Annotated in this window: 21 protein-coding genes and 1 pseudogene; 12 read left to right on the top strand and 10 right to left on the bottom strand. The window is 68.4% G+C overall.

Annotated elements, in window-relative coordinates; all coding sequences use genetic code 11:
• The first annotated feature begins 13 nt into the window (after positions 1–13).
• Complete coding sequence (locus DMB37_RS13105; RefSeq protein ID WP_135232935.1) at positions 14–2,278, top strand: cation-translocating P-type ATPase; 2,265 nt, start codon at positions 14–16, stop codon at positions 2,276–2,278.
• Between the two features lie 19 nt (positions 2,279–2,297).
• Here the strand turns inward: DMB37_RS13105 and DMB37_RS13110 are convergent, their stop codons facing one another.
• Both DMB37_RS13110 and DMB37_RS13115 read right to left on the bottom strand, forming a co-directional pair.
• Positions 2,298–4,271 (bottom strand): cytochrome c oxidase assembly protein, encoded by a 1,974-nt coding sequence (locus DMB37_RS13110; protein WP_135232936.1) that lies wholly within the window; start codon positions 4,269–4,271, stop codon positions 2,298–2,300.
• Positions 4,272–4,395: 124 nt separating this feature from the next.
• A complete protein-coding gene (locus DMB37_RS13115; RefSeq protein WP_135232937.1) occupies positions 4,396–5,226 on the bottom strand; it encodes a mycofactocin-coupled SDR family oxidoreductase in 831 nt (276 codons plus the stop codon).
• A 231-nt stretch (positions 5,227–5,457) separates the two neighbouring features.
• Between DMB37_RS13115 and DMB37_RS13120 the strand changes: the two genes are divergently transcribed.
• Entirely contained in the window at positions 5,458–5,682 is a 225-nt protein-coding gene (locus DMB37_RS13120; RefSeq protein WP_135232938.1) for a hypothetical protein, read from the top strand.
• A gap of 6 nt (positions 5,683–5,688) precedes the next feature.
• Here the strand turns inward: DMB37_RS13120 and DMB37_RS13125 are convergent, their stop codons facing one another.
• On the bottom strand, positions 5,689–6,984 hold the full coding sequence (locus DMB37_RS13125; RefSeq protein WP_135232939.1) for a cytochrome P450: 1,296 nt from the start codon (positions 6,982–6,984) through the stop codon (positions 5,689–5,691).
• Between the two features lie 199 nt (positions 6,985–7,183).
• Here DMB37_RS13125 and ctaD point away from each other — a divergent pair, with 199 nt between their 5' ends.
• Together ctaD and DMB37_RS13135 are read left to right on the top strand one after the other, a co-directional pair.
• Positions 7,184–8,968 carry a cytochrome c oxidase subunit I gene (gene ctaD, locus DMB37_RS13130; RefSeq protein ID WP_135232940.1) on the top strand — a complete coding sequence of 595 codons (1,785 nt, stop codon included), beginning with the start codon at positions 7,184–7,186 and terminating at the stop codon, positions 8,966–8,968.
• 93 nt (positions 8,969–9,061) lie between these two features.
• On the top strand, positions 9,062–9,694 hold the full coding sequence (locus DMB37_RS13135) for a class I SAM-dependent methyltransferase (RefSeq protein ID WP_370465407.1): 633 nt from the start codon (positions 9,062–9,064) through the stop codon (positions 9,692–9,694).
• A 1-nt stretch (position 9,695) separates the two neighbouring features.
• On the opposite strand, the gene DMB37_RS13140 is transcribed toward DMB37_RS13135, so the two are convergent.
• Complete coding sequence (locus tag DMB37_RS13140; protein ID WP_135232942.1) at positions 9,696–10,232, bottom strand: AAA family ATPase; 537 nt, start codon at positions 10,230–10,232, stop codon at positions 9,696–9,698.
• A gap of 9 nt (positions 10,233–10,241) precedes the next feature.
• A complete protein-coding gene (locus DMB37_RS13145) occupies positions 10,242–10,787 on the bottom strand; it encodes a PadR family transcriptional regulator (protein WP_135232943.1) in 546 nt (181 codons plus the stop codon).
• A 46-nt stretch (positions 10,788–10,833) separates the two neighbouring features.
• Here DMB37_RS13145 and DMB37_RS13150 point away from each other — a divergent pair, with 46 nt between their 5' ends.
• Both DMB37_RS13150 and DMB37_RS13155 read left to right on the top strand, forming a co-directional pair.
• Positions 10,834–11,379 (top strand): peptide deformylase, encoded by a 546-nt coding sequence (locus DMB37_RS13150; protein ID WP_135232944.1) that lies wholly within the window; start codon positions 10,834–10,836, stop codon positions 11,377–11,379.
• Positions 11,380–11,635: 256 nt separating this feature from the next.
• Positions 11,636–13,150 (top strand): cell wall metabolism sensor histidine kinase WalK, encoded by a 1,515-nt coding sequence (locus DMB37_RS13155; protein WP_135232945.1) that lies wholly within the window; start codon positions 11,636–11,638, stop codon positions 13,148–13,150.
• A gap of 216 nt (positions 13,151–13,366) precedes the next feature.
• Here DMB37_RS13155 and DMB37_RS13160 read toward each other — a convergent pair whose 3' ends face one another.
• Together DMB37_RS13160 and DMB37_RS13165 are read right to left on the bottom strand one after the other, a co-directional pair.
• Positions 13,367–14,692, bottom strand: coding sequence for a deoxyribodipyrimidine photo-lyase (locus DMB37_RS13160; protein WP_135232946.1), 1,326 nt, complete (start codon positions 14,690–14,692; stop codon positions 13,367–13,369).
• A gap of 125 nt (positions 14,693–14,817) precedes the next feature.
• The gene (locus DMB37_RS13165) at positions 14,818–15,429 is read right to left on the bottom strand and encodes a lipocalin family protein (protein WP_370465370.1); all 612 of its coding nucleotides are present in this window, start codon (positions 15,427–15,429) and stop codon (positions 14,818–14,820) included.
• A gap of 193 nt (positions 15,430–15,622) precedes the next feature.
• On the opposite strand from DMB37_RS13165, the gene DMB37_RS13170 reads away from it, so the two are divergent.
• Positions 15,623–16,468 (top strand): MerR family transcriptional regulator, encoded by an 846-nt coding sequence (locus DMB37_RS13170; protein ID WP_135232948.1) that lies wholly within the window; start codon positions 15,623–15,625, stop codon positions 16,466–16,468.
• 407 nt (positions 16,469–16,875) lie between these two features.
• Positions 16,876–18,138, top strand: coding sequence for a cyclopropane-fatty-acyl-phospholipid synthase family protein (locus DMB37_RS13175; RefSeq protein WP_135232949.1), 1,263 nt, complete (start codon positions 16,876–16,878; stop codon positions 18,136–18,138).
• Between the two features lie 9 nt (positions 18,139–18,147).
• Here the strand turns inward: DMB37_RS13175 and DMB37_RS13180 are convergent, their stop codons facing one another.
• Positions 18,148–19,494: a TIGR01777 family oxidoreductase gene (locus DMB37_RS13180; RefSeq protein ID WP_135232950.1), complete on the bottom strand. Its 1,347-nt coding sequence runs from the start codon at positions 19,492–19,494 to the stop codon at positions 18,148–18,150.
• A gap of 152 nt (positions 19,495–19,646) precedes the next feature.
• Here DMB37_RS13180 and DMB37_RS13185 point away from each other — a divergent pair, with 152 nt between their 5' ends.
• On the top strand, positions 19,647–20,453 hold the full coding sequence (locus tag DMB37_RS13185) for a nuclear transport factor 2 family protein (protein WP_135232951.1): 807 nt from the start codon (positions 19,647–19,649) through the stop codon (positions 20,451–20,453).
• Positions 20,454–20,665: 212 nt separating this feature from the next.
• Here DMB37_RS13185 and DMB37_RS13190 read toward each other — a convergent pair.
• Positions 20,666–21,271: pseudogene (locus tag DMB37_RS13190) on the bottom strand (sterol desaturase family protein); the annotation flags it as partial.
• 266 nt (positions 21,272–21,537) lie between these two features.
• Between DMB37_RS13190 and DMB37_RS13195 the strand changes: the two are divergent.
• The 3 genes from DMB37_RS13195 to DMB37_RS13205 are packed head-to-tail and all read left to right on the top strand — an operon-like array spanning position 21,538 to position 23,859.
• A complete protein-coding gene (locus tag DMB37_RS13195) occupies positions 21,538–22,701 on the top strand; it encodes a sensor histidine kinase (protein ID WP_240772378.1) in 1,164 nt (387 codons plus the stop codon).
• Positions 22,698–23,369, top strand: a complete 672-nt coding sequence (locus DMB37_RS13200) for a response regulator transcription factor (RefSeq protein ID WP_135232953.1) — start codon at positions 22,698–22,700, stop codon at positions 23,367–23,369. The genes DMB37_RS13195 and DMB37_RS13200 overlap by 4 nt, the downstream gene beginning before the upstream one ends.
• Before the next feature lie 28 nt (positions 23,370–23,397).
• Positions 23,398–23,859 carry a CinA family protein gene (locus tag DMB37_RS13205; protein WP_135232954.1) on the top strand — a complete coding sequence of 154 codons (462 nt, stop codon included), beginning with the start codon at positions 23,398–23,400 and terminating at the stop codon, positions 23,857–23,859.
• On the opposite strand, the gene DMB37_RS13210 is transcribed toward DMB37_RS13205, so the two are convergent.
• Complete coding sequence (locus DMB37_RS13210) at positions 23,860–24,666, bottom strand: VOC family protein (protein WP_135232955.1); 807 nt, start codon at positions 24,664–24,666, stop codon at positions 23,860–23,862. It abuts the gene before it with no gap.
• Positions 24,667–24,851: the final 185 nt, after the last annotated feature.

The following is a 24,851-nucleotide window of genomic DNA, read 5'->3' on the forward strand; positions in this document are numbered from 1 at the left end:
TGAACGGACTTTCATGACCATCGAGCTCGACCCGATCACTCGACCCGACTCGCCGAACCGCATCTCCCTCGCCGTCACCGGCATGAGCTGTGCGGCCTGTTCGACCAGGGTGGAACGCAAGCTCAACAAGATCGACGGGGTCACCGCGTCGGTGAACTACGCGACGGGCATCGCGACGATCGACGCGGTCGGTGAGCTGACCGCCGAGCAGCTGTGCGCCGAGGTCGAGGCCACCGGCTTCGGGGCGTCGCCGGTCAGCGACCGCGCCGAGACGATCCGTTCGACACCGGAGGACGCGCAGGTCAGCGATCTGCTGCGGCGGCTGGTCGTCGCGCTGATGGCGTTCTTCCCGCTGGCCGACCTCTCGGTGATGTTCGCCACCATCCCGGCCACCCGGATCACCGGCTGGCAGCTGATCCTCACCGTGCTCGCGCTGCCCGTCGTGGTGTGGTCGGCGGCGCCGTTCCACCGCAAGGCTTTCGCCAATGCCAAGGCCGGTGCGGCCAGCATGGACACCCTGGTCTCGGTCGGCGTGCTCACCGCGACGCTGTGGTCGCTGGACACCATGTTCCTGCACCCCAACCGTTCCGGGCCCGCCCCCGACGGGGTCTGGGCGGCGGTCTGGGCCAGTGACGCGATCTACCTCGAGGTGGCCGCGGGTGTCACCGCATTCGTGCTGGCGGGGCGGTATTTCGAGGCGAAGGCCAAGCGCTCGGCGGGCAGTGCGCTGCGTGCGCTGGCCGCGCTCGGCGCCCGCGAGGTCACCGTGCTGACCCGCGACGACCGCGAATTACGCGTGCCCATCGGCGAACTCGTGGAAGGGCAGCGCTTCGTGGTGCGCCCGGGTGAGACCATCGCCACCGATGGCCTTGTCGTAGCGGGTGAATCGAGCGTCGACGCCAGTGCGATGACCGGTGAATCCCTCCCGGTCGACGTGACAGCGGGCATGGCGGTGATCGGCGGCACCACCGCGCTCACCGGACGCTTGATCGTGGAAGCCGCTGCAGTAGGGGCGGATACGAAGCTGTCCGGAATGATCCGGCTGGTCGAACAGGCACAGACCGGCAAGGCGCGCATGCAGCGGATCGCCGATCGGGTGTCGGCGGTGTTCGTTCCGTTCGTCTTCGTCCTGACGGCCGTGACCTTCGTGACCTGGTTGGTCACCGGTGCCGGCGCGGACAGGGCGGCAGCGGCCGCGTTGGCGGTCCTGGTCGTGGCGTGCCCCTGCGCACTGGGCCTGGCCATCCCGACCGCACTGATGGTGGCCTCGGGACGCGGTGCGCAGCTGGGCATTTTCATCAAGGGACATCAGGCGCTGGAAGCCACCCGCGACGTCGACACCGTCGTGCTGGACAAGACGGGCACCGTCACCAACGGCGCGATGAGCGTGGTCGCGGTGACCGAGCGCGAACCGTTCCGCACGGCGGAGGTGCTGCGCCTGGCCGGTGCGGTGGAGGCGGCGTCCGAACACGCGGTGGCCGCGGCGATCACCCGCCACGCCCGCGACGTGGTCGAGGAATTGCCCACCGTCGAATCCTTCGAGGCACTACCGGGATTGGGTGCCCGCGGCACGGTGGACGGCCGCCGCGTGCTGGTGGGCCGAGCGCGACTGTTCGACGATCAGGGCATCGGCATCCCGCAGGACCTGAATCGCACTGTCCGGCACCAGGAACGCTGCGGGCGCACCGTGGTGCTGGTCGCCGTGGACGGTGCGGTCGTCGCGGTGCTCGCGGTGGCCGACACCGTCAAGGACACCGCGGCCGCCGCGATCGCCCGGCTGCAGCGGCTCGGGCTGCGGGTCATGATGTTCACCGGCGACAACGCCTACGCGGCGCAGTCGGTGGCCGACGAGATCGGCATCGATGAGGTTGTCGCCGAGCTGCTTCCGGAGGGCAAGGTCGAGCTGATCGCCCGCATGCAGGAGCAGGGGCGGCGCGTAGTGATGGTCGGCGACGGCATCAACGACGGCGCGGCGCTGGCCACCGCCGACCTCGGCATGGCCATCGGCGCGGGCACCGATGTCGCGATCGCGGCCGCCGACGTCATCCTGGTGCGCGAGGACCTCGGCGCCGTGGCCGACGCCATCGAGCTGGCGCATGCCACCTTGCGCACCATCAAGGGAAACCTGGTGTGGGCCTTCGGCTACAACGTGATCGCCATCCCGGTGGCCGCGCTCGGCTTCCTCAATCCGCTGATCGCCGGGGCGGCCATGGCGTTCTCGTCGTTCTTCGTGGTCTCGAACAGCTTGCGGCTGCGGCGAGTTCGCTTCGATCGCTAGCCGCGCCCTCGGCAAGGCGTCAACGACGGGACTGGGCCAGTTGGTCCAGCATGGCGTTGTACGCGGCGAGATCGGAGTCGCCGTAGTCGTCGTCCTTGCGGTCGGTGCGCACCGCGGTGCGGCGGTCCTGGGCCACCCACTGGGTGAGCAGCGCGCCGACCACGAGCAGGATCGGGATCTCGCCGGAGACCCAGGCGATGCCGCCGCCGACGCGCTGGTCGGCGAGCAGGTCGATCCGCCACGGCAGTTGCAGGTTGGTGTAGAAGCGCGACCCGATGACGGTGTTCATCGACATCACCGCGACACCGAAGAAAGCGTGAAAAGGCATGACCGCGAACAACATGCCGAGCCTGCCCAGATGCGGCAGCCTGCGCGGGCCGGGGTCGATGCCGATGATGCCCCAGTAGTACAGGTAGCCGACGATCAGGAAGTGCACGTTCATCAGCACGTGCCCCCAGTGGTAGCGGATCAGGCTCTCGAACAGCGGCGTGAAATACAAGCCGTAGAGCGAGATCACGAACAACGACAGAGCGGTCGCGGGGTGGGCGATCACCGCGGTCGGTCGCGAATGCAGCAGCGCGAGTACCCATTCGCGAACACCGTGCACCTCGCCGCGCTTGGCCGCCGGGACCGCGCGCAGCAGCAGGGTCACCGGCGCGCCGAGCACCAGCAGCACCGGCACGAACATGTTCAAGGCCATGTGCGTGATCATGTGCATGCTGAACATCGCGAAACCGTAGGTGCCGATGCCCGAGGAGGTCGCGATCAGCAGCGCCACACAACCGCTGATCCAGGAGATGGTGCGCCACTTCGACCACTCGTCGCCGCGCCGCCACAACCGCAGCACGCCCAGCGCGTACAGCACGATCGCGGCCACCGCGGCGGTGCCGAGCACGATGTCGAAGCGCCACAGCGTCATCAGCCGCAGCAGGTTCGGCCGGTCGAACAGGTCGAAGCCGAGGAAGACCTGCTGCGCGGTGAACGACCGGTCGGCGAAGGCCGGAGCGGGCTGTACCGCCATGGCTACCGTCGCGCCGAGTGCTATCGCGGAAAGCGCTCCGCCGGAAGCGATCAGGAAGGCAGTGCGGGGGCCGGGTTGCCGGTGGCGTAGCACCACGCGCATCGTCAGCGCGAGGTCGACGCCTACCGCGGCCACCACCAGTGCCAGCCGCCCGTACCCGGTACCGAGCACATCCGACCAGGGCAGCAGGATCAGCCAGAGCACGACGCCGCTGAGGGTCGCCGCCGTCAAGCACAGCAGAGTGATCGTCGCACCGCGATGTACCGCGGTGCGACCGTGTGACCCGTTGCGCCGCAGGTGTTCCGCGACGCACCACAGCAGTCCGGGCAGCACCGACACCGCGAGCTGGAAGATGATCATCGCGCCGGTGCCGTAGTCGTGATTCGGCCCCTCCCCCGCGTTGCCCACCATCGCCGGCGGCAGTACGCCGACGGCGGCCACCAGCATGAGCACCGCTGCCCCGTTCCAGGACAACATCATTCGAGCACCGAGCGTCACCACTGCGGCGAGCAGGGCGACCACGATCCACGCCTTCGGCTTTTCGCTGGCGTCGATCAGCGGACCGAGCGCGCCGAGCCGGAAGAGACTGGAGACGGTCAACCCGCCCACATTCGCGGCGGTCACCGGAATCAGCGCCAGCGCCGACACCAGCCACACCGCACCGGCCCGCTCGGCCAGACGCAGGCCGGAGTAACCGTCGACGTCGAGGCGGCCGCGGCCGGTGACCGCGGTACAGCACACCGCATAGACCAGGGCGCCGAAGGCGGTCGCCCCCGCCAGCGCGGCGGCAACGCGCAGCACCACGTACGCGAGCACGTCGGCGAAACCGGGATAGGCGGTTCCGGCCGCCCGGTACGGCGCCGCACCCGCTTCCACCACCGAGCCGATGACAAGCGCGAGCAGAACGGCCGCCGCGACCAGCCAGACGAGGTGGACTGTCGAGCGTTTCACCTGCACGTTGCCGTCCACCATCCTCGAGTACGAAAGTTGCCCCTGAACCAGGCCTCGCTGACCGGTCGGCCGCGGCGGCGGGAAAGTTCCAGCGCCGACCCGACTGCGATGCAGGTCACATTTCGTGGATGGTGGAGGTCGCGGCTCAGACGGTGTTGGCGCTGATTCCGCCGGAGATCGTCAGTGCCTCGCCGTTGAAGTGCCGCCCGTGCTCGGACACCAGCAGCAAGACCGCGTCGGCGACCTCGTCCGGCGCGATCAGATCACCGTTCGGCGGGCCGGAGGCGAACATCTCCATCACGTCTTCCCTGGTGGGATTCTCCTTGTCCGGCAGCATCAGTCGATACATCGCCGGATTCTGGATCATGTCGGTGTCCACACCGCCGGGCAGCACCGCGTTGACGGTGATCCCGTACTCCACCACCTCCAGCGACACCGACTTGACCAGACCGACCACACCCCATTTCGCGGCCGCATAGTGACCGGCGTTGCGCACGCCCATCCGGGCCACGATGGAGGAGGTGGCCACGATGCGGCCCCAGCGGCGTTCGATCATGTGCGGCAGCACCGCTCGGATGCTGTGGAAGACACCGTTGAGATTGGTGTCGATCATGTCCTGCCACATCTCGTCGCCCATCTCGGCGATCGGCGCGTTGGACGCGATGCCGGCATTGGCGATCAGGATGTCGATGTGACCGAAGTCATCGATGGCGCGCTGGGCGACCGCGTTCATCTCCGTCTGACTTCGCACATCGGCCTTGAGCGGCACGCAGCGGCGGCCGGTCTCCTCGACCAGCTTGGCCGTCTCGGCCAGATCGTCCTCGGCGCTCATCGCATACGGCACGCTCGCGATCTGCTCGGCGATATCGCAGACCACGACGTCCGCGCCCGCCGCCGCCAGCGCGACCGCATGAGCACGACCCTGCCCGCGGGCACCGCCGGTGATCACCGCTACCTTGTCATCGAGATTCCCCATATCGGGCCCCTCACCGGATCGGCATGTGTTCGGCCGAATCCATCGTTTCACGCCGGATCGGTGCGCGGTTGCCGTTTACGTTCGTATTGTCCAGCCCAGTGCACGAAACGTTCCGGGTCGGCGCAGCGACGAAGTGGATGCGGTGTGTGTCGCAGCATCCGGTAGGACTCGTCTGCGCCACAACACCCAGGCGCGCGGCCCAGCGCGCCCACAATGGTCCCAGGGGGCCAGATGACCGATTGTGAGTACCGCGCCGTGGATCTCGACCAGCTCGTCCGACCTATCGATACCGACTACGACCTGACCGTGGTGCGCGCGCTGGACAGCCCCCGGCTGCGCAGGCTGATGTACACCGTGGTCGGGCTCTCGCACGACTCCATCGATCTGCTGTCGACCATGAGCGACCGGTTGCGCGCGGTCGAGGGCATGCTGGTGCGCGACCCGCTCGACTGCTGAGCGGGATCAGACGGTCCTACTGGCCGCGGGCAATCCCGGCGCGGCCGGTATCCGTTGATAGCCACGGAGATTGACCAGCCCGCGGCGCTCGGGCGGGCCGGTGAGCCGCAGCCCGGGGAAGCGCTCGTACAGCGCGGACAGGGCGATCACGCCCTCGGTCCTGGCCAGGCTGGCGCCCAGACAGGCGTGCACGCCGCTGCTGAACGACAGGTGGTCCTTCGCGTTGGGTCTGGTCACGTCGAATCGCGTGGGGTCGGCGAAGACGGCCGGGTCGCGGTTGGCGGCGCCGAGCAGCAGCGACACCATCTCGCCGCGCGCGATCTTGTGACCGGCTATCTCCCTGTCGCACAACGCGATTCGCGCGGTCATCTGCACGGGGCTGTCGTAGCGCAGGATCTCCTCGACGGCGCCGGGCCACCGGTGCGGCTCGGCCCGCAGCAGGTCCAGCTGATCCGGGTTCTCGTGCAATGCCACGATGCCGTTGCCGAGCAGGTTGACCGTCGTCTCGAAGCCCGCCCCGGTGACCAGCGTGGCGGTAGCCATCAATTCCGGCTTGGACAGCAGGCCGCCGACGGTCAGTTCGCTGAGGATGTTGTCGCCGGGATCGGCGCGCAATTGCTCGATGTGCCCTTCGAGGTAGTCCTGACTGTCCCGCAGGGCGGCCATCGCGCGGCGGAAGGCACGCCAGGAGATGCCGACGTCCAGCAGCGGCGCGCCCGCGTGGCCGAGTTCCAGTAGCTCGGCCTCCTTTTCCTTCGGCACACCGAGGATTTCGCAGATGATCGCCACCGGCAGTAGCCGCGCGAAGTCCTGGATCAGGTCGGCGGCGGGGCGGGTCGCCAGGTCGGCCAGCAGTTCGTCGGTCACCTCGGCGATCCGATCGCGCAGGCGGGCGACGGCGCGCGGGGTGAATTCCTGCGCGACGAGCTTGCGGTACCGGGTGTGCTCCGGCGGGTCGACCATCAGCATCGACGGTGGCTCCACCGGGTTCGCCAGCTTCGGATCGGTGGCCCGTAGCAGGCGCAGCAGGGGGCCGGGCAGGTTCATCGTCTCCGGCGGGGTGACGCCGAAGTTTTTGTCGCGCAGAATGTTCCGGCAGACTTCGTGGTCGGCGGAGACCCAGGAGAACGGCGTCCGGACCAGCCGGCCCTGCGCGCGGACGCGGTCACCGAACGGGTAGGGGTTCGGTCCGGCCCGTCGGCCCGCCAGGATCTCGGCCACGGGATCGCCGCGGCGGGCCCGCATTCGGAGGAACGCGCCCGGACCGCCGTGCAGTATCGCCCACCTGATCCAACTCTTCATCGTGGCCCCCGCCTGTGCTGTCGAATTCCCTCACGGTACGCACCGGCGGCGCGGCGCGCATCGGTCCGTGGTGGCAGACGAAGCGAACCTTCGGCAAAGTCGATCAATCCCTGACATGAGACGGCGGTCACATGGTTTGGTGGAGACAGGCCGGTCGCGCCGGCCGAAGCTGGACGGCGGTTCGGAGGTGGCGACGGCCATGAGTGTGACGCAGACCGAACAACTTCAGGCGGTTCGACCGTATCCGCGACGGATGGGGCCGAAGGGTTCCTACATCTGGAAGATGATCACGACCACCGATCCGAAGGTGCTCGGGGTCATGTATCTGGTCTCGGCCATGTCGTTCTTCTTCATCGGCGGACTGATGGCGCTGCTGATGCGCGGCGAACTGGCCAGGCCCGGCATGCAGTTCCTCTCGCCCGAGCAGTACAACCAGCTGTTCACCATGCACGGCACCCTGATGCTGCTGTTCTACGCCACCCCGATCGTCTTCGGCTTCGCGAATGCCGTGCTGCCCTTGCAGATCGGGGCGCCGGACGTCGCGTTTCCACGGCTCAACGCGTTCAGCTATTGGCTGTATCTGTTCGGGGCCACCATCGCGACCGCGGGGTTCATCACCCCCGGCGGCGCCGCCGACTTCGGCTGGACCGGGTACACGCCGCTGAGCAACTTCCAGCACGCGCCCGGGGTGGGCGGCGATCTGTGGATCATGGGCCTGATCCTGTCCGGCCTCGGCACCATTCTCGGCGGCGTCAACATGATCACCACGATCATCTGCCTGCGCGCGCCCGGCATGATCATGTTCCGGATGCCCATCTTCACCTGGAACATCTTGATCACCAGCATCCTTGTGCTGCTTGCCTTTCCGATCCTCACGGCCGCGCTGTTCGCGCTGGCGATCGACCGCCATCTCGGCGCACACATCTACGACCCGGCCAACGGTGGCGTGATCCTGTGGCAGCACCTGTTCTGGTTCTTCGGCCATCCCGAGGTGTATATCGTGGCGCTGCCGTTCTTCGGCATCGTCACCGAGATCTTCCCGGTGTTCAGCCGCAAACCGCTGTTCGGTTACACCGCACTGGTGTACGCGACGATCTCGATCGGCGCGCTGTCGGTGGCGGTGTGGGCCCATCACATGTATGCGACGGGATCTGTTCTGCTGCCGTTCTTTTCGCTGATGACCTTCTTGATCGCGGTGCCCACCGGCGTGAAGTTCTTCAACTGGATCTTCACGATGTGGCGCGGGCAGTTGACCTTCGAGACGCCGATGCTGTGGTCACTCGGCTTCCTGGTGACCTTCCTGTTCGGTGGACTGTCGGGCATCATCCTGGCCAGCCCGCCGCTCGACTTCCACGTCACCGACTCGTATTTCGTGGTGGCGCACTTCCATTACGTGCTGTTCGGGACCATCGTGTTCGCGACGTTCGCGGGCATCTACTTCTGGTTCCCGAAGATGACCGGGCGGCTGATGGACGAGCGGCTCGGAAAGTTGCATTTCTGGACGACCTTCGTCGGCTTCCACACCACGTTCCTGGTGCAGCACTGGGTAGGTTCGGAGGGGATGCCGCGCCGCTACGCCGACTATCTGCCCAGCGACGGGTTCACCGTGCTGAACACCGTCTCCTCCATCGGCGCGTTCGTGCTCGGAGCGTCGATGCTGCCGTTCATCTGGAACGTCTTCAAGAGCTACCGGTACGGCGAAGTGGTCACCGTGGACGATCCGTGGGGTTACGGGAACTCGCTGGAATGGGCGACCACCTGCCCGCCGCCGCGGCACAACTTCTACGAGCTGCCGCGGATCCGGTCCGAACGGCCGGCCTTCGAACTGCACTACCCGCACATGGTGGAGAAGATGCGAACCGAGGCATACGCGGGCTGGGGTGCCGAGCAGCGGGCGACCATGCTCGTACAGGATCGTGCGCTCGACGAGGAGAACAGGCCCTCGCTGGAGAAAAAGCCGGGTACCGACACTACCACCGAATAGCCTTTGCTGAATCAGCAAAGAAGTTTGCCAGAACAGCCTCGCGGGTGGATCGTGGTGCTCATGACCGAGACACACAACCACGGCAGCAGCCATATGACCCCATACGACGGCGACGATACGGTCGGTTACTGGGAGCACTTCTACCAGGAGCGTGAACGCGTCTGGTCCGGCCTGCCCAATGTTTTCCTCGTCCGCGAGATCGAGTCGGTCCCACCGGGTTCCGCCCTGGACCTCGGGTGTGCGGAAGGCGCCGACGCCGTCTGGCTGGCCCAACGCGGTTGGCGCGTCACCGCCGTCGACGTCTCGGAGACCGCGCTGGGCCGCGCGCGGGCCCACGCCGCCGACGAGGGCAGCACCGACATCGACTGGCAGCAACACGATCTCGCGAACTCCTTCCCCGACGGACAATTCGACCTCGTCAACGCCCAATACCTGCACTCCCCCGTGGCACAGGCCGACGAACGCGAGAAGATCCTGCGCCGCGCCGCCGACGCCGTCGCCCCCGGCGGCCGGCTCCTCATCGTCGGCCACGCCGGCTGGCCAACCTGGGTCCAAGACCCGCCCAACATCCACCTCCCCACCACCGCCGAAGTCCTCGCGGGCCTGCACCTCACCCCCACCGAATGGACGGTCGAAGTCGACGAGGTCGTCGACCGCGAACACGCAGGCCCAGCAGGCGAACCCGGAACCCGCCAGGACAACATCCTCCGCATCCGCCGCCACTGATTCACCTGCGCGCCCACCGAACGGCCACCCGCTCGACCTCCACCGCCACCTCGGCACCACAAACCGGCCGCGCCGTATCCACCCGAACCGTCGGCGCGAGGTCGAGCGGTTCGGCCTGCGCCGCCCACACCGCCCAGTCACTGACAAGGCGCCGCTCGTCCCGATGTATCGCGGCCCGGCGCCTACCCGCATAGCGAGCTTTCGCCAGTTCGGCGGGGACGTCACACCACACCTCCACGACCCGATCAGCCCCGGACATGTCGATTCCCGTTGCGGCAAACGACAAGTCCCGCGGCTTGAACCACCACGAGTCGATGACAACGGCACCCGGCATCGCCCGCGCCAACGCCCACACCGCGTCCATCGCGATGCCACCCAACTCGGGAATGGCATCGGCGTCGACAACACAGTCCGCCAGCGCCTCCTTGACGGTGTCCTTCGACAAGAACTCCGCCCTCAACGCGGCGGCCAGCGATCGCCCGAGCGTGGTCTTACCGGAGCCCGGCAATCCGTTGACCAGCACCAGGAATTCGGCCATCAGTTCCCCTCAGCGAGTGGACTCCAGTTTGTCGATGTTGGCGAGAACCTTTTCGTGCCAGTCTATTTCGGATTGGATGCGCATTCTGGCGTGGTCGACGATCAGGTCGTCGACCACGCTCTGGTCCGGCCAGCGGCGGTCGAGTTGGTGTTCGATTCGGGATGCGCGGGCGCGGAGTGCGGCGATACGGTCCTCGAGGTAGCCGCGCAGGAGTTCGCGGTCGAGTTCGGCGCTGACGGCCAGGGCGAGATCGACTACGTCCGGGCGGATTTCGACGTCGGTGAAGGCTTCGTCGCGCAGGACGCGGAGTTCGCGGCGGCCTTCGTCGGTGATCTCGTAGACGGTTCGCGCGGGCAACCCACCCTGCTGCTCGGTGCGCAGCGGACGGATCAGGTTCTCGTCCTCCATGCGATGTAGGGCGCCGTACAGCGACCCGGGTTTCACCCGAGACCAGAGATCGGCGCGGTCCAAACGCGCATCGCGGCGCAGCTGATGGCCATGCATCGGGCCCCGCTTAGCGAGGGCGGCGAGCACGAACAACCGGGTCTCGTTCACCGTCCTAGTCTGTCACGACTACTCGCATTTGAGTACTCTGTTTTGCATGGCTGTTCGACCAATACTCATCGCGGGCGACCCTCGATTGACCACCCGAGCCACGCCGGTCACCACCTTCGACGCGGAACTCGCGGCGTTCGTAGCCGATCTCTTCGAGACCAACACAGCCGCCAATGGCGCGGGTTTGGCCGCGAATCAGGTGGGCGACGGCCGGGCGGTATTCGTCTACGACCTCGTGGATGCCTCGGTTCGCCACCGCGGTCATGTCGTCAATCCGGTCCTGGAAACCTCATCGCTCCCCGAAACCATGCCCGATCCCGACGACGACCTCGAGGGCTGCCTGTCGGTGCCGGGCGAGTGGTACCCCACCGGACGCGCGCACTGGTCACGGGTCACCGGCACCGACGTCACCGGGCGCCCGGTGACGGTCGAAGCAACCGGCTACTTCGCGCGCTGCCTCCAGCACGAGACCGACCACCTCAGCGGACACCTCTATCTCGACCGGCTGATCGGGCGCAACCAACGGGCGGCCCGCCGAATGATCAAGGACCGGAACTGGACTCGGCCTGGTCGGACCTGGTTGCCGGGTTGAGTGAAAATTCGTTGGGTGATATGCCCACCGAATGGGTACTAGGTCTTTACGCCGTATCGCCGACGATCGGTAGCTGAGCCAACCGGCCCGGGTGTCCGCATCGCAACGGCGCGGCGCGGACACCCCTCCGCTGGGCTCACAGGGAATCCCCAGCTCGCTCGCAGGGCGGACAGCGGTTGCGCGGCGATTATGGGCGCATGGTCGGTACTGATCTCGCATACTTCGGCGCTGGTCGGCGGCTCTACCGGGCACGGCTATGAGCGCGCGGGCGCGGTTGGCCCGGCGGGTGGCGTCGGTTCCGTTGCGGGTCGGGTTGGTGATCGCGTTGCTGCTGCTGACCACAGCGGCGCTGCTCGCCTCGGGGGTGGCGGTCACTTCGGCGTTGAGCCGATCGCTGACCCAACGCACCGACGAGCAGCTCTACGACGCGGCGCGGTCGTGGGCCCAGCCGCGGCCGATGAAGCAGGTGCGCACGAGTGACGGTGCCGTGCAATGGGTTCCGGCGGACGCTCCCGGCCCGCTGCCACGGTTGCCCGGCGACCAACCGCGCCGGTTCTTCGAATTGCACAAGAGCGCGGGCGGGCAGGTGTTCTTCGAGGTCGCCGGTGGCGGCAACGCTTCGGGCATACCGGATCTCGCGAAGCAGTCCGGGGACGCTCCGGCGACGGTCGACTCGGCCGACGGCTCGTCGGTGCACTGGCGGGTATTGACCACCGAGAACCAGTACGGCTCGACCACCATCGGCCTGCCGCTGACCGACAACCAGGAGACGGTCTCGCACTTGATCTTCATCGAGATCGCCACCGGCACAGCGGCGTTGATCGCCCTTGGCGTGGTCGGCTACCTGGTGATCCGGCGAAGCCTGCGGCCGCTGCGCGAGGTGGAGGACACCGCGGCCGCCATCGCGGGCGGCGATCTGCACCGGCGGGTCCCGGTCCGCGGCGTGGATACCGAGGTCGATCATCTGGCCCGCTCGTTGAACGAGATGCTCGCCCGGATCCAGTACGGCGTCGCGGCGACCGAGGCGTCGGAGGAGGCCGCCCGCCGTTCCGAGGCCACGATGCGCCGGTTCGTCGCCGACGCCAGCCACGAGTTACGAACCCCGCTGACCACCATTCGTGGCTTCGCCGAGCTGTATCGGCAGGGCGCGAGCACCGATGCCGCCATGGTGATCGGCCGCATCGAGTCCGAGTCCGAACGAATGAGCCTGCTCGTCGAGGATCTGTTGCTGCTGGCCCGCCTGGACGAAAAGCGCCCGCTGGAGCGCGAACCGGTGGATCTGCTGGCACTGGCCGGTGATGCGGTACACAACGCCCAAGCCATGGCCGCACGCCAAAAGCCAACGCCCGCAACGATCGAGCGACGCATCGGCGTGGTGGTCGACCCGGGCGAGGGCACGACGGAGGTGATCGGCGACGAACCACGACTGCGCCAGATCCTGGCCAACCTGCTCGGCAACGCCCTGGCACACACGCCGTCACAGGCCGCGATCATCGTGCGGCTCACCCCGTTTCGCGACGAGGTGCGCCTCGACGTGATCGACTCCGGCCCCGGACTCGCGCCCGAGGCCGCCGCCCGCGTCTTCGAGCGCTTCTACCGCACCGACAGCTCCCGCAACCGGGCGAGCGGCGGCGCGGGCCTCGGCCTCTCGATCGTGCACGCGCTGGTGGCGGCACACGGCGGCCGAGTCACGGTGCACAGCAAGCCGGGCGAGGGAGCCATCTTCACGGTCACCTTGCCCCGCGAGCAAACCGCCTGTGCGACAACCTGACCCGGGCCCCGCGGCGTACTCAACCGCCGAGCACGAGCAGAAGCAATGCTCGTTGCAGAGTTTCGACTACATGGCCGATGGTGATCACGATATCGACGGTGCCCATCATCACAGGCCCCTTTCCTCGAGCAAGGTCAAGCCTCGATATATCGATTCAAGACCCGGCGTCCAGGATTAGGAAGACCGTGGCGTCATCTCGGTGACGAAATCCAGCCGCTACATCCCGACGCATTCGATGATCGGCGCCGGATAAACGCTCGGATCGACGTTCTCGCGCCACGGCGTGTGCACGGCGGCGCCCGGGATGTGCGCCAGTTCGGGCAGCCACCGGCGCGCATAGTCGCCGTCCGGGTCGTAGCGCTTGGCTTGGCGCAGCGGATTCAGCACCCGATTCGGCCGGGTGTCGGTGCCGGTGCCTGCCACCCACTGCCAGTTGAGTTGATTGTTCGCCAGGTCGGCGTCGACCAACCAGTGCAGGAAGTGCTCGGCCCCGATGCGCCAGTCCACCCGCAGCGATTTGGCCAGGAAGCTGGCGGCGATCAGCCGAGCACGGCCGGGCATCCACCCTTCGGCCTGCAATTGGCGCATGGCCGCGTCGATGACCGGGTAGCCGGTGCGTCCGTCCTGCCAGGCCTTGACGGCCTGCGGATCATCGCGCCAGGTGACCGACCGGGGCCGATAGTCCGACCACGCGGCGTCCGGCCTTGCGGCGAGCAGCTGATGGTGGAAGTCGCGCCACGCGAGCTGCCGAGCGAAGGCATGCCCGCCCGGCGTCGCCATGTCCACCCGATGCACCAGTTCCACCGGCGACACGCACCCGAAGTGCAGATACGGCGACAGATGCGAGGTGGCGTCGGCGGCGAGATCGTCATTGTTGTCCTCGTAGCCCGCGATCGGCCCGGACAGCCAGTCCCGCAGTAGCTTTCGCCCGGTCGTCTCGCCACCCACGGCGAGCTGCGGCGAGGTCGGACCCGCGCAGAGTTGCTCGGCTTCGGGCAGCGGATCGCTGGCCACCGGCGGCATGGTGAGCTCGCGCGGCTTGCCGAACGGTTTGCGCTGATGCGCCTCGGACCAGCGGCGGAAGTACGGGGTGAAGACGGCGAAATGATCCCGCCCGGTGGACGGGACGAGCACCTCGGGATCGGCGGCGGTGATCGTCGCGGCATGGCTGTGCAGCAGGCAACCGCGCTCTTCGAGGCGTTCCCGCAGGGCCTGTTCGCGCCTGCGGCTGTACCCGCTCACATCGGCGGCGATGTGCACGCTGTCGGCGTGCACCTGCGCCGCCACCTCGGCAACCACGTCTACGACATTGCCGCGCCGCACCACCAGCCGGCCACCGATGGCCCGCAATTCGGCGTCCAGCTCGCCCAGTGCGGCGGCGAGGAAGCGCGCCCGGTTCGGAGCGGCGAAACGCCCGGCCGCGATGGCGTCGTCGATGACGAACAGCGGTACCACCGCTGCGCCCTCGCGATGGGCGGCGGTGAGTACCGGATTGTCGTGCACCCGCAGGTCACGGGTGAACACTGCGATGGTGACGGTCATCTGCTCCTCTTCGGCCAGTGCGGGGACAAATCACTCCGGCACCCACAAGGGTGGCGCCACGGTGCCACGGGCGGCTCAATGCTGGACCCCGTCGACGCGACCCTGGCGGGCGCCGGAGAACTCGGTCAGAGCGTGCAGAGCGGGACGATATCCGTCCGGCCGCCGGTGCTGGGCGAGGTCAGGTACAGGCACGGGTCCTGGCCTGCCGCAACGATTTCCGCGCGCACCCGCGACCATTCGGCCGAATCCAGCATCGGTGCGCGGGCCAGCACGAAGCCGGACGTCCGCTCCGGGTTGGTCACGAGCGCCCACGAGTAATCCGGGCCGAGGGCGGTCACGATGTAGTTGGTCGGCCCGTCGAGCCGGTCCTGGGTGGGCACCCCGGGGAAGCTGACGTGCAACTGCGCACCGGTGGCCCGGTCGTTGACCGTCGCGGTGCCCATGATCTCGTTGTTCGTGTTCGTCCAGGTGGTGCAGGTGTTGCGCACCGCGATGTTGCCCTGTGGGTCGAGCGCATAGTTGGCCTGGGTATCGCGCGCACAGACCAGATTGAAGTACTGCGGGACCGCCGCGAGCTGATTCCAGGTACCGAGGTACCGGTTCAGGTCCAGCGACGGGACCGGCGCCGGTGCGGCGACGGGGGCAGCCTGCGCACCGCCCACGGCCAAGAGTGAGCCGGCCAGACCAGCCAGAGCAACGAGCAGGCGAACGGGATACCGCTTTGTTCGTGATGTCACGCGAACTCCTCGGGAATCGACGACACCGACCATGGTAGCCGATAACGATGCACAAGCGATTCAGGATGCCGAGAACTACGAGGCGGACCGTCACACAGGACCGTTTGCCAGACCCGGTCCCCGGACGCCGCGCGCGATGCGCAGCCGCCCGGGCGTGGTGAAGCGGGCGAACCGGAACAGGCAGAATAGGGCGATGTCCGCCGGTTCCGCTCCCGTTTCCGACGCGGCCGGGTACACGGTCCGCGCGGTCGCCGAGCGCCTCGGCATCCCCACGGCGACCCTGCGGAGCTGGAACCGCCGCTACAACATCGGCCCGCCCCAGCACCGCCCCGGCAAACACCGCCTCTATACCGAGGCCGACATCGCACTGCTCGGGCGGATGCTGACCCTGATCCAGGACGGCGCGAGCCCGGCGGGCGCGGCAGCGGCGGTGCGCGGCCCGGCGCCGCAGCTCGGTGACCGATTCCCCTTGCTCGCCGCGGCCTTCACGCTGGAGACACGTGCGGTGTCCAACTATCTCGAGGCGCACTTCCGCGCCTACGGTGTGGTGGACACCTGGGATCAGTTGTGTCGCCCCGCATTCGCCGACATCGTCGCACGCCAAGGTGCGGGCGAAGGCTGCATCGACGTGGAGCATCTGCTGTCGTGGTGCATCACCTCGGTGCTGCATCGCACCAATCCGCCGCCCGACGCGCCCGTGCCGCAACCGGTGATCCTCGCCTGCACCAGCGGCGAGACGCACGCGCTGCCACTCGAAGTACTGCGCGCGGCTCTCGCCGAGTGCGAAGTCGGCGCGCACATGCTCGGCGCGGACGTCCCGACCAGCGCGCTGACCGACAGTCTCGCGCGCCATGAGCAGCCCGCCTCGGTGGTGCTGTGGTCCCAGCAGGAATCGACGGCGCTGACCTCGGCGGTGCGCGCCTGCCAGGAAGCGGGCGCACGAGTGTTCGTCGGCGGGCCGGGCTGGGACTCGGTGATCCTGCCCGAGTCGACCGAGCGGGTGACGAGCCTGACGGACGCCGTCGAGCATCTGAGCTGACCCGCCCGGAAACCGATGCAATAACGAGGCACTCGGCCGTTGGCCCGTTTGCCGGATAACCGTCGGGTTATCCGCTGCCGTATGTGCGGTGGCAACCGATCAGTCACCTCCCTGCCGCGTGAGATCGGCGGCCTGCGGGGGGACCTCGACCAGCGCGCCGAGCCGAAGCAGCCGGTCGCTCGAACGCGGGCCACCCGCACCGCCGGCGTTGGCCGGCCGATTTTCGCCGCCTCGATGACCGGGCGTTGCTCGTCGGCCACCGTCCGTACCACCCTGCACGCGACAGTGGCGGTACCCCTTGCCCCACTTGTGGTCTCGGCGCTCCTGCGCAGGCCCGGCGTGCCGCTCCGAGCACGCGGCCTGCCACTCGTCCCCGGACCGCCCCAACACTTCGAGGAGTCTTCGCGGTGAGCATCCAATCGCACGTCACGGCACGACCCTCGACCGCATGGCCCGATGTCGAACACGTGCCCACCGGCACCCGCGTCACCATCGCCGCCGCGCTGGCGGATCGGCTGTTCCGCCGCGCCGTGCGCACGTTGCCGATCCGGGTCGAGTACCCGGACGGGAAGGTGCTCGGCCGTGGCGGGGCGGACGCGCCGCGGCTGATCCTGCACCGCCCGGCGGACTTCACCGCGCGGCTCGGGGTAGGCGGCTTGATCGGGTTCGGCGAGTCGTACATGGCCGGCGACTGGTCGTCGCCCGATCCGGCGGCGACGCTGACGGTGTTCGCCGCCCGCATCGACCGGCTCGTCCCCGCCCCGCTTCGGGCGCTACGCCGTCTATACGTGTCGAAACATCCCGCCACCGAGCACAACAGCGAGTCGAACAGCCGCAGCAATATCGCCAGGCACTACGACCTGTCGAACAACCTGTTCGAGCTGTTTCTCGACGAGACGCTGACCTACTCCAGCGCGTTGTTTCCCGCGACCGCGCCACCGCCCCGGTGGGCCGACCTCGCCGCCGCGCAGCAGGCCAAGATCGACCGGATCCTCGACCGCGCAGGCGTCGGTCCGGGCACCCGGCTGCTCGAAATCGGTACCGGCTGGGGCGAATTGGCGCTGCGCGCGGCCGCTCGCGGCGCGTCGGTACGTTCGGTGACGCTGTCCACGGAGCAGCGCGCACTGGCGCTCGACCGGATTGCCGCCGCGGGCCTGTCCGAGCGCGTCACCATCGATCTGCTCGACTACCGCAGGGTGAACGGCGAATTCGACGCGGTGGTCTCGGTGGAGATGATCGAGGCCGTCGGTTACGAATATCTGGACACCTTCTTCGAGACCATCGACCGGGTGCTCGCACCGGGCGGCCGCGCGGTGATCCAGGCGATCACCATGCCGCACCACCGCATGCGCGCCACCCGCGACACCTACACCTGGGTGCAGAAGTACATCTTCCCCGGCGGCTTCCTGCCGTCCACCCGGCTGCTCGCCGACGTGGCCGCCCGGCGCACCGAACTCGTTGTCCGCGAACAACTCTCGATGGGCGAGCACTACGCGCACACCCTGCGCCTGTGGCAGCAGCGGTTCAACGCGCGGGCCGACCGCGTCGCGGAACTGGGCTTCGATCCGATCTTCCGCCGGATGTGGCGGTTGTACCTGGCGCACGCCGAGGCCGGGTTCCGCTGCGGCTACCTCGATGTCCACCAGATCCTGCTCACCCGCGCCGCGTGAGCGGGTAACTCAGCGGGTGCGACCGAGCAGATGTTTCAGCGCGGACGCGAGATCCGGTGTGCGGAAACGATGCCCGGCTTTGTCGAGCACGGCGGGCACCACCCGTTGACTCTCGGCGGCCAGTTCCCGCGCGCCCTGTCCGCCGAGCAGCAGGGCCGGACCGAACTCGGGCACCGGGAGCAGCGCGGGCCTGCGCAGCACGCCGGCCAGAACATGGGTGTACTCACTATTGCGAACAGGCTGCGGGGCAACGGCATTCACCGGCCCGGACACGGAGTTGTCCCACAGCGCGCGATGGTAGATATCCACCAGATCATCGATGCCGATCCAGGACAGCCACTGTTCGCCGTCACCGATCCGGCCGCCTAGCCCGGTAGCGAACAGCGGCCGCAGCAGGCGCAGTGTACCGCCGCGCGGCGACTGCACGATGCCGGTGCGCACCTTGACCACCCGGACCCCGCCGTCGGCGGCGGCGCTGGTGGCCGCCTCCCATGCGTCGACCACGTCGGCGAGGAAGCCGTCACCGCGCGAGGCGTCTTCGGGTAGTCGGTCGTCGCCGCGGTCGTAGCCGTAGTAGCCGATGGCTGAGGCGCTGACGAAGGTCGGGACACCCGCGCGGGCGGCGAGTCGGGCGAGCTGCTCGGTCGGACCGATCCGGCTGTCCACAATGGCCTGCTTGTGTTCGTCGGTGAACCGCCCCGCGATCGAGGCACCCGCCAGGTGCACCACCGCGTCGACCCCGTCGAGCAGGTCGGGCGCGGGATCGTCCGGATTCCATTGCCGTTCACCGGCTTGCGGCGCATGGCGGACCAGCCGAAGGACGGTATGGCCACCGGTCGACAGGAAAGCGGTCAAGGCCGAGCCGACCAGCCCCGACGCACCGGTCACCGCGATCGTTTTGGCGGCGAAGCCCGCGCGGGCCGCGTCGGCGTGCGCGGCCAGGTCGTCGGCCAACTGCCGGTATCGGTAGTCGAACATCGGACGCAGGGTGAACGCGGGCACCGGCGACTCGACCCGATCCACCACCCTGGTGTGCGTGTCGTCGACGACCTCGAAATCGTGGGTGTGCCGCCAGCGCAGCAGTAGACCCGCGGGCAACGAGCCGAGACCGTCCACGGCGATGCGGTCGACGAACCGCTGCGGTGGGTCATAACGGGCCGGGTCGTGTTTCGCCACCCACCGCAGCCCACCGGGCAGGCCGAGCACGGCCCGGCCGTCGGCCAGCGAATCGGCCTCCGCGAGCACCGACACCGGCTGCCACGGCGGCGCGAGCCGCGCGAACGCGCCTGGTCGGGCGTGCCACTCGAAGACCTCGGACCGGGGTGCCGCGACGACGCTCGAACACTCGATGCCCATCACTCGACTCTAGCGAGGTAGCGGCGCTTTGCAACGTTCATGCATCGTTATTCCGAAAATCGCTCCGGATCGGCCGCCCGCCCACGCGATACCGTCAAATTGAAACTTGTTCTACCATATGACGAGTCATCGTCGACATCGGAGGATTTGTCATGCCGCTGGAACCCTCGGCCGCGGAGCTCTTGACCGCCGTCCAGGCGTCGCCGACCGCGGTCGCCGCGCACGACAAGTCCGCGTGGGTCGACTTATTCGCCGCCGACGCCGAGGTGAACGACCCGGTCGGCGCCCGCCCGCATGTCGGGCGCGCCGCCATCGAGCGTTTCTACGACACCTTCATCGGCCCGAACGACATCGCCTTCCGGGTGGAGCGCGACATCGTGCACCCGCCGACGGTGGTGCGCGACCTGACCATCGAGACCACCATGTCGACCGGCGCCAGGGTCTCGGTCCCGATGCACCTGCGCTACCAGCTCACCGAGGACCCCGACGGCTGGAAGATCACCCAGCTGGCCGCGCACTGGGAACTGGCACCGATGATCGTGCAGCTGCTGCGCACCGGGCCGAGCGGGTTCGGCGCCGCGCTGCAGCTCGGACCGCAACTGATTCGCCACCAGGGCGTCAGCGGCGCGCTGGGCATGCTGCGTGCGCTCGGCGGGGTGGGGCGGACGGGCAAGCGCGTGTCCTCCCGGCTGTTCGCCGCGGCGGGCAGCACGGACATCGTTCGCGTCCGCGGGCTGCTCGGACACTACGCCGTTGTCGAGTTCCCTGCCGGCACACCGGTTTCGGCGGAGGAGTTCACCAACCGGGCGCGGAACATGCGGTGGGGCAAGCTGATCGCCGCGGGTCGCACGGTGAGCGCGAGCGTTCGGTTCGGGGATACCCGCGGGGTGGCGTTCGTCGAATTCGCCGCGGGTGCGCCGAGCATCGCCAGCCTGCGCTTCTTTCTCGATCGCGCGTGAGATCCGTTGTGGGATAGCGGCTCGCCGCCCTCCGTCCAGCCGGGCGGACCGAAGATATAACCGAGGCGGCCACGCCAGGTGCGTGCGCCGCGCACGTCCCGAACGAGCCCGGCCAGCTCGTGATAATTGACCTTCACCGGATTGTGCGTATCGATGTTCTTGGTCAGCCCGTACCGGATCGGCTCGGATTCGGCGGCGAAACTGCCGAACATCCGGTCCCAGATGATGAAGATGCCGCCGTAGTTCCGATCGAGGTAGGGCTGGTTCGACCCGTGGTGGACGCGATGGTGGGCGGGGGTATTGAACAGGAACTCGATCGGACGCGGCAGCGTGCCGACCCGCTGCGTGTGGATCGGGAACTGATACAGCAGCCCGATGCTTTGCAGCACGAAGATCATCCACACCGGCAGGCCGAGCAAAGCCGCTGGTACCCAAGCCATTCCGCGCAGCACATTGGTCACCGGATGTACCCAGGGCAGCCGGATCGCGGTGGACAGATTGAAGTGCTCGCTGGAGTGATGCACGCTGTGCGAGGTCCACAGCAGCCGGACCCGGTGGTCGGCCCGGTGCGCCCAGTAGTAGCAGAAATCGGTCACCACCAGGCCGAGCACCCAGACCCACCACGCCTGCGGGGACAGCTGCAGCGGGGTGATCGCGGCGGCCGCGACCACCGCCGAGAACGGAATCAGGTACTGCGTCAGCGGTTTGGTGAGCCGGCCGATCGCGAAGGTCGCCACGTTGCTGGCGGTGTCGCGGCCGGATCCGGCGTTGCTGGGGCGATCGGGATCGCGACGGTAGGCGAACCACTCCACGAGCATGAACAACGCGAAAGCGGGGACGGCATAGCTCAACAGCTCCACTCTGCCCACGAGATCTCCTTGACTCCTCCGGCGGTGATCCCGACGTTACGGGCGATGGCCTGCGCAAACATCGCGCCGCCGAGGGATTCGGCGTCCCTCGCGCGGGGGACGCGGCAACACCCGCCTGCGGGCAGAGTTGGCGCAGGCAGTGCCCGGCCCGGACGCGCCGAGCTGGCTAGGATCGAGAGCTCCGACGAGGCGAAGGCGGTGGCGGACCAGTGGACGTGAGCCGGTCGCTCGCCCGCCAGTCACTGCTGGTCGCGGTGGTGGCGGCGCTGATCGACGCGGTGGTGCTCGGGCTGAGCGGGGTGTTCACGGTCGCGCCGTGGCAGACCGTCGTCGCGGTGGCGGGCTTCGTCGCCGTCGATCTGGCCTTGGCCGCGCCGCCTCGCACGGCCGGTGTGGTCGCGGTGGCCCACGTCGTTGTCCGGCTCATGGGCGCGTGGTTGCTGCACTGGCACGGCTTCGGCGCGCGCTTCGCCGATGTCGGCTTTCTGGTGGCCGGTTATCGGGCGGGCGCGTGGCTGGCCGGACCGAGATCGGTGCTGACCATGCTGGTGATGTGTGGCGGTGTCGCGGCGGGGCATCTGCTGACGGCGAGTTACGCCACCCGCGACTGGCGGATACTGGTCACCTCGACGGTCGCCGCGGGCTGCGTGCCGTGGCTGGTCGGGCGCTACACCGCGGCGCGCGGCGCCTACATCGCGGACCTGGAGCAGCGCGAACGCCTGCGCCGCCGGGATCATCAGGTGGCGCTGGAGCGGGCGGTGACCGAAGAACGCGCCGCGATCGCGCGGGACCTGCACGATGTGATCTCCCACCATGTCAGCGCCATCGGCATCCACGCGGGCGCGGCGCGAATGGCCTTGGCGGACAGCACGAATAGTGCGGCGACCCGCTCCCTCACGGCGGTCGAGTCGAGCAGTAGGGCCGCGATGGTGGACCTGCGGCGGCAACTCGATCTGCTGCACGGCCGCGACGACGAGGGGCAGCGCCAACCCGGTCTGGTCGATATCGACGGACTGGTCGAGCATGTGCGGGCCGCCGGGTTGGCCGTCGAGGTCGCCGTGCGTGGTGCGGTGGTCGACCTGCCGGAGTCGTTGGATGTCACGGTGTATCGGATCGTGCAGGAGATGCTGACCAACGCGTTGCGCCACGGTGACGGCGAGCATGCGCGGTTGACGGTGCAGTACCTCCCCCATCGGGTGGTCATCCGAGCCACCAATCCGATGCCACCCACGCCGACTGCCACCGATACCGCGGCACCGCGCGGCCTCTGCGGGATTCGCCGCCGCACCGAGCTTTTCGACGGCACGCTCGACTACGGTCTCGATCCTGACGGAACCTGGTGGCACACCACCGTTTCCGTCCCGATCGGTGGCGGATGACCGTGCCGATCCGGGTCCTGATCGCCGACGACCACAGCATGTTCCGCTCCGGGTTGCGCGCGGTCCTCGACAGCCAGGCCGACCTCGACTGCGTCGGCGAGGTCAGCGACGGCCGCACCGCCATCGCCGAAACCGCCCGGCTGCGCCCGGATGTCGCGATTCTCGACGTGCGCATGCCCAAACTGGACGGGCTCGCCGCCACCGAGGCCATCGTCGCCGCGGGCGGCACCCACGTCCTGGTGCTCACCACCTACGACAGCGACGCCAACCTCTACCGAGCGCTGCGCGCGGGGGCGAGCGGCTTCCTGCTGAAGAGCCTGCCGCCGGAAGAACTCGTCGCCGCGATCCGGATCGCGGCTCGCGGCGACGCCCTGATCGATCCGTCGATGACCCGCCGCTTGGCCGCTCGCTTCGCCGCCACCCTCGCCCCGCCGCCCAACCCGCCCGAGATCGGGCAGCTCACCGCCCGCGAACTCGAAGTGCTGCTGCTGCTCGCCGACGCCCGCAGCAATGCCGAGATCGCCGGCCTGCTCGGTGTCGGCGAGGAAACCGTGAAGACGCACGTCTCCCGCGTCCTGGCCAAACTCGGTGTGCGCGACCGTATTCACGCGGTCGTCTACGCCCACCAGCACGGCCTTGTCCCCCGCACCCCACCCGGCCCGTGGTGACCGTGCGGCGGTGCGCATCATGGATGGCATGAATGATCACGCCATTGCCGAAGAGCTTGCCGAGGTAGTCCGGCGTCGCGGTCTGACGGTGGCGGTCGCGGAGTCGTTGACCGCCGGGCAGATCGCGACCGCCCTTGGCGCCGCACCCGAGTCCGCCGAGTGGTTCCGCGGCGGCGTCGTCGCCTATTCGGCAGAGGTCAAGCACAAAGTACTCGGCGTGCCCCAGGTGCCGGTGGTGTCGGAGACGGCGGCCAAGGCGATGGCCGAAGGGGTCAACTCTCTCCTCGGCGCGACGCTGTCGGTCGCTGTCACCGGCGTCGGCGGACCGGGCCCACAGGACGGCGAACCCGCCGGGTCGGTGTGGTTCTCCGTCGCCGATGACAGCGTGACGGCCTCGCATCGCCAGTTCGACGGCGATCCGGAGCAAGTGCTGGAGCAGACCGTGCAGCGCGCCCTCGAACTGCTACTGGAGGCGGCGCGGCGGCACTGATCACGTACCCGTCGGCGGCTCACCCACTGTCGTCGACGGGTCGACCAGGCCGAACGCCTCGCCCTGTGGGCCCTGTACCACGCCCATCCGGCCGAACGGGCTGTCGAACACGTCCATCAGGACCGTCGCGCCCAGCTCGGTGGCCTTGGCGACGGCCGCGTCGGTGTTGTCGACCTGGAACCAGACCAGCCAGAACGACGGCGAGTCCTCTGGCGTCTTGGTCGCGTCGTTGATGCCGCCGACCGGGTCGCCGTCCTGGGTCAGGCCGAAGGTGGAGTAGACGACGTTCTGGCCGTCCCCGATTTCGGTGTAGTGCCAGCCGAATACGGCCGCGTAGAACTCCTGCGCCTGCTTGTACCGATCGGTGTGCAGCTCGTTCCAGCAGTAGGCGCCATGCTCGTTGTGGATCCCGGCCCCGGTGTGCGCCTTGGCTTCCCACACGCCGAACGCCGCACCGGCGGGATCGGTCGCGACGAACATCCGGCCGACATCGAGCACGTCGAAGGGTGCCATCAGCACCGAACCGCCTGCCGCCGTGACCTTCTCGGCGATCGCGTCGGCGCTGTCCGCGGCGAAGTAGGTGGTCCACACCGACGGCATCGCCATGCCGTCGGGTTTGGGTCCGATACCCGCGGCGGGCCTGCCGTGCCGTAGCGCCATCAGATAGCCGCCCGCCCCCGGCGGGCCGTCCATGATTTCCCAGCCGAACAGTTCCCCGTAGAACTCGCGGGCCCGCGCGGTGTCGTCGACCTGACTGTCGACCCAGCTCGGTGTCCCCTGCGGCCATTTTCCGTCGTGCGTGGGCATATCCGTGGCCTCCTGACCTCGGTGCGCTGAAGTGCGGCCGGTTGCGGCCTGCACGGCGCCAAGTCAACCACCGCGGCACTCGCGAATCAGCCGATCGACAATTCCGGCACGGCACATCGAATTCGCCATCGGAGAAGCTTCGCGAACCGGACACACCGTACTGATTTGTTGCCCTGACAAGGGAT

Source organism: Nocardia sp. CS682, from assembly GCF_004634405.1.
GTDB classification, from domain to species: domain Bacteria; phylum Actinomycetota; class Actinomycetes; order Mycobacteriales; family Mycobacteriaceae; genus Nocardia; species Nocardia ninae.

What these genes read in the sequence shown, in the direction of transcription:
- DMB37_RS13160 (WP_135232946.1), bottom strand. Translation starts at nt 14,692, where the DNA reads ATGACCGTCACCATCGCAGTGTTCACCCGTGACCTGCGGGTGCACGAC.
- DMB37_RS13140 (WP_135232942.1), bottom strand. Translation starts at nt 10,232, where the DNA reads ATGGCCGAATTCCTGGTGCTGGTCAACGGATTGCCGGGCTCCGGTAAG.
- DMB37_RS13120 (WP_135232938.1), top strand. Translation starts at nt 5,458, where the DNA reads ATGACCGATTGTGAGTACCGCGCCGTGGATCTCGACCAGCTCGTCCGA.
- DMB37_RS13135 (WP_370465407.1), top strand. Translation starts at nt 9,062, where the DNA reads ATGACCCCATACGACGGCGACGATACGGTCGGTTACTGGGAGCACTTC.
- DMB37_RS13155 (WP_135232945.1), top strand. Translation starts at nt 11,636, where the DNA reads ATGAGCGCGCGGGCGCGGTTGGCCCGGCGGGTGGCGTCGGTTCCGTTG.
- ctaD (WP_135232940.1), top strand. Translation starts at nt 7,184, where the DNA reads ATGAGTGTGACGCAGACCGAACAACTTCAGGCGGTTCGACCGTATCCG.
- DMB37_RS13185 (WP_135232951.1), top strand. Translation starts at nt 19,647, where the DNA reads ATGCCGCTGGAACCCTCGGCCGCGGAGCTCTTGACCGCCGTCCAGGCG.
- DMB37_RS13115 (WP_135232937.1), bottom strand. Translation starts at nt 5,226, where the DNA reads ATGGGGAATCTCGATGACAAGGTAGCGGTGATCACCGGCGGTGCCCGC.
- DMB37_RS13205 (WP_135232954.1), top strand. Translation starts at nt 23,398, where the DNA reads ATGAATGATCACGCCATTGCCGAAGAGCTTGCCGAGGTAGTCCGGCGT.
- DMB37_RS13125 (WP_135232939.1), bottom strand. Translation starts at nt 6,984, where the DNA reads ATGAAGAGTTGGATCAGGTGGGCGATACTGCACGGCGGTCCGGGCGCG.
- DMB37_RS13105 (WP_135232935.1), top strand. Translation starts at nt 14, where the DNA reads ATGACCATCGAGCTCGACCCGATCACTCGACCCGACTCGCCGAACCGC.
- DMB37_RS13200 (WP_135232953.1), top strand. Translation starts at nt 22,698, where the DNA reads ATGACCGTGCCGATCCGGGTCCTGATCGCCGACGACCACAGCATGTTC.
- DMB37_RS13150 (WP_135232944.1), top strand. Translation starts at nt 10,834, where the DNA reads ATGGCTGTTCGACCAATACTCATCGCGGGCGACCCTCGATTGACCACC.
- DMB37_RS13210 (WP_135232955.1), bottom strand. Translation starts at nt 24,666, where the DNA reads ATGCCCACGCACGACGGAAAATGGCCGCAGGGGACACCGAGCTGGGTC.
- DMB37_RS13110 (WP_135232936.1), bottom strand. Translation starts at nt 4,271, where the DNA reads ATGGTGGACGGCAACGTGCAGGTGAAACGCTCGACAGTCCACCTCGTC.
- DMB37_RS13180 (WP_135232950.1), bottom strand. Translation starts at nt 19,494, where the DNA reads ATGGGCATCGAGTGTTCGAGCGTCGTCGCGGCACCCCGGTCCGAGGTC.
- DMB37_RS13170 (WP_135232948.1), top strand. Translation starts at nt 15,623, where the DNA reads ATGTCCGCCGGTTCCGCTCCCGTTTCCGACGCGGCCGGGTACACGGTC.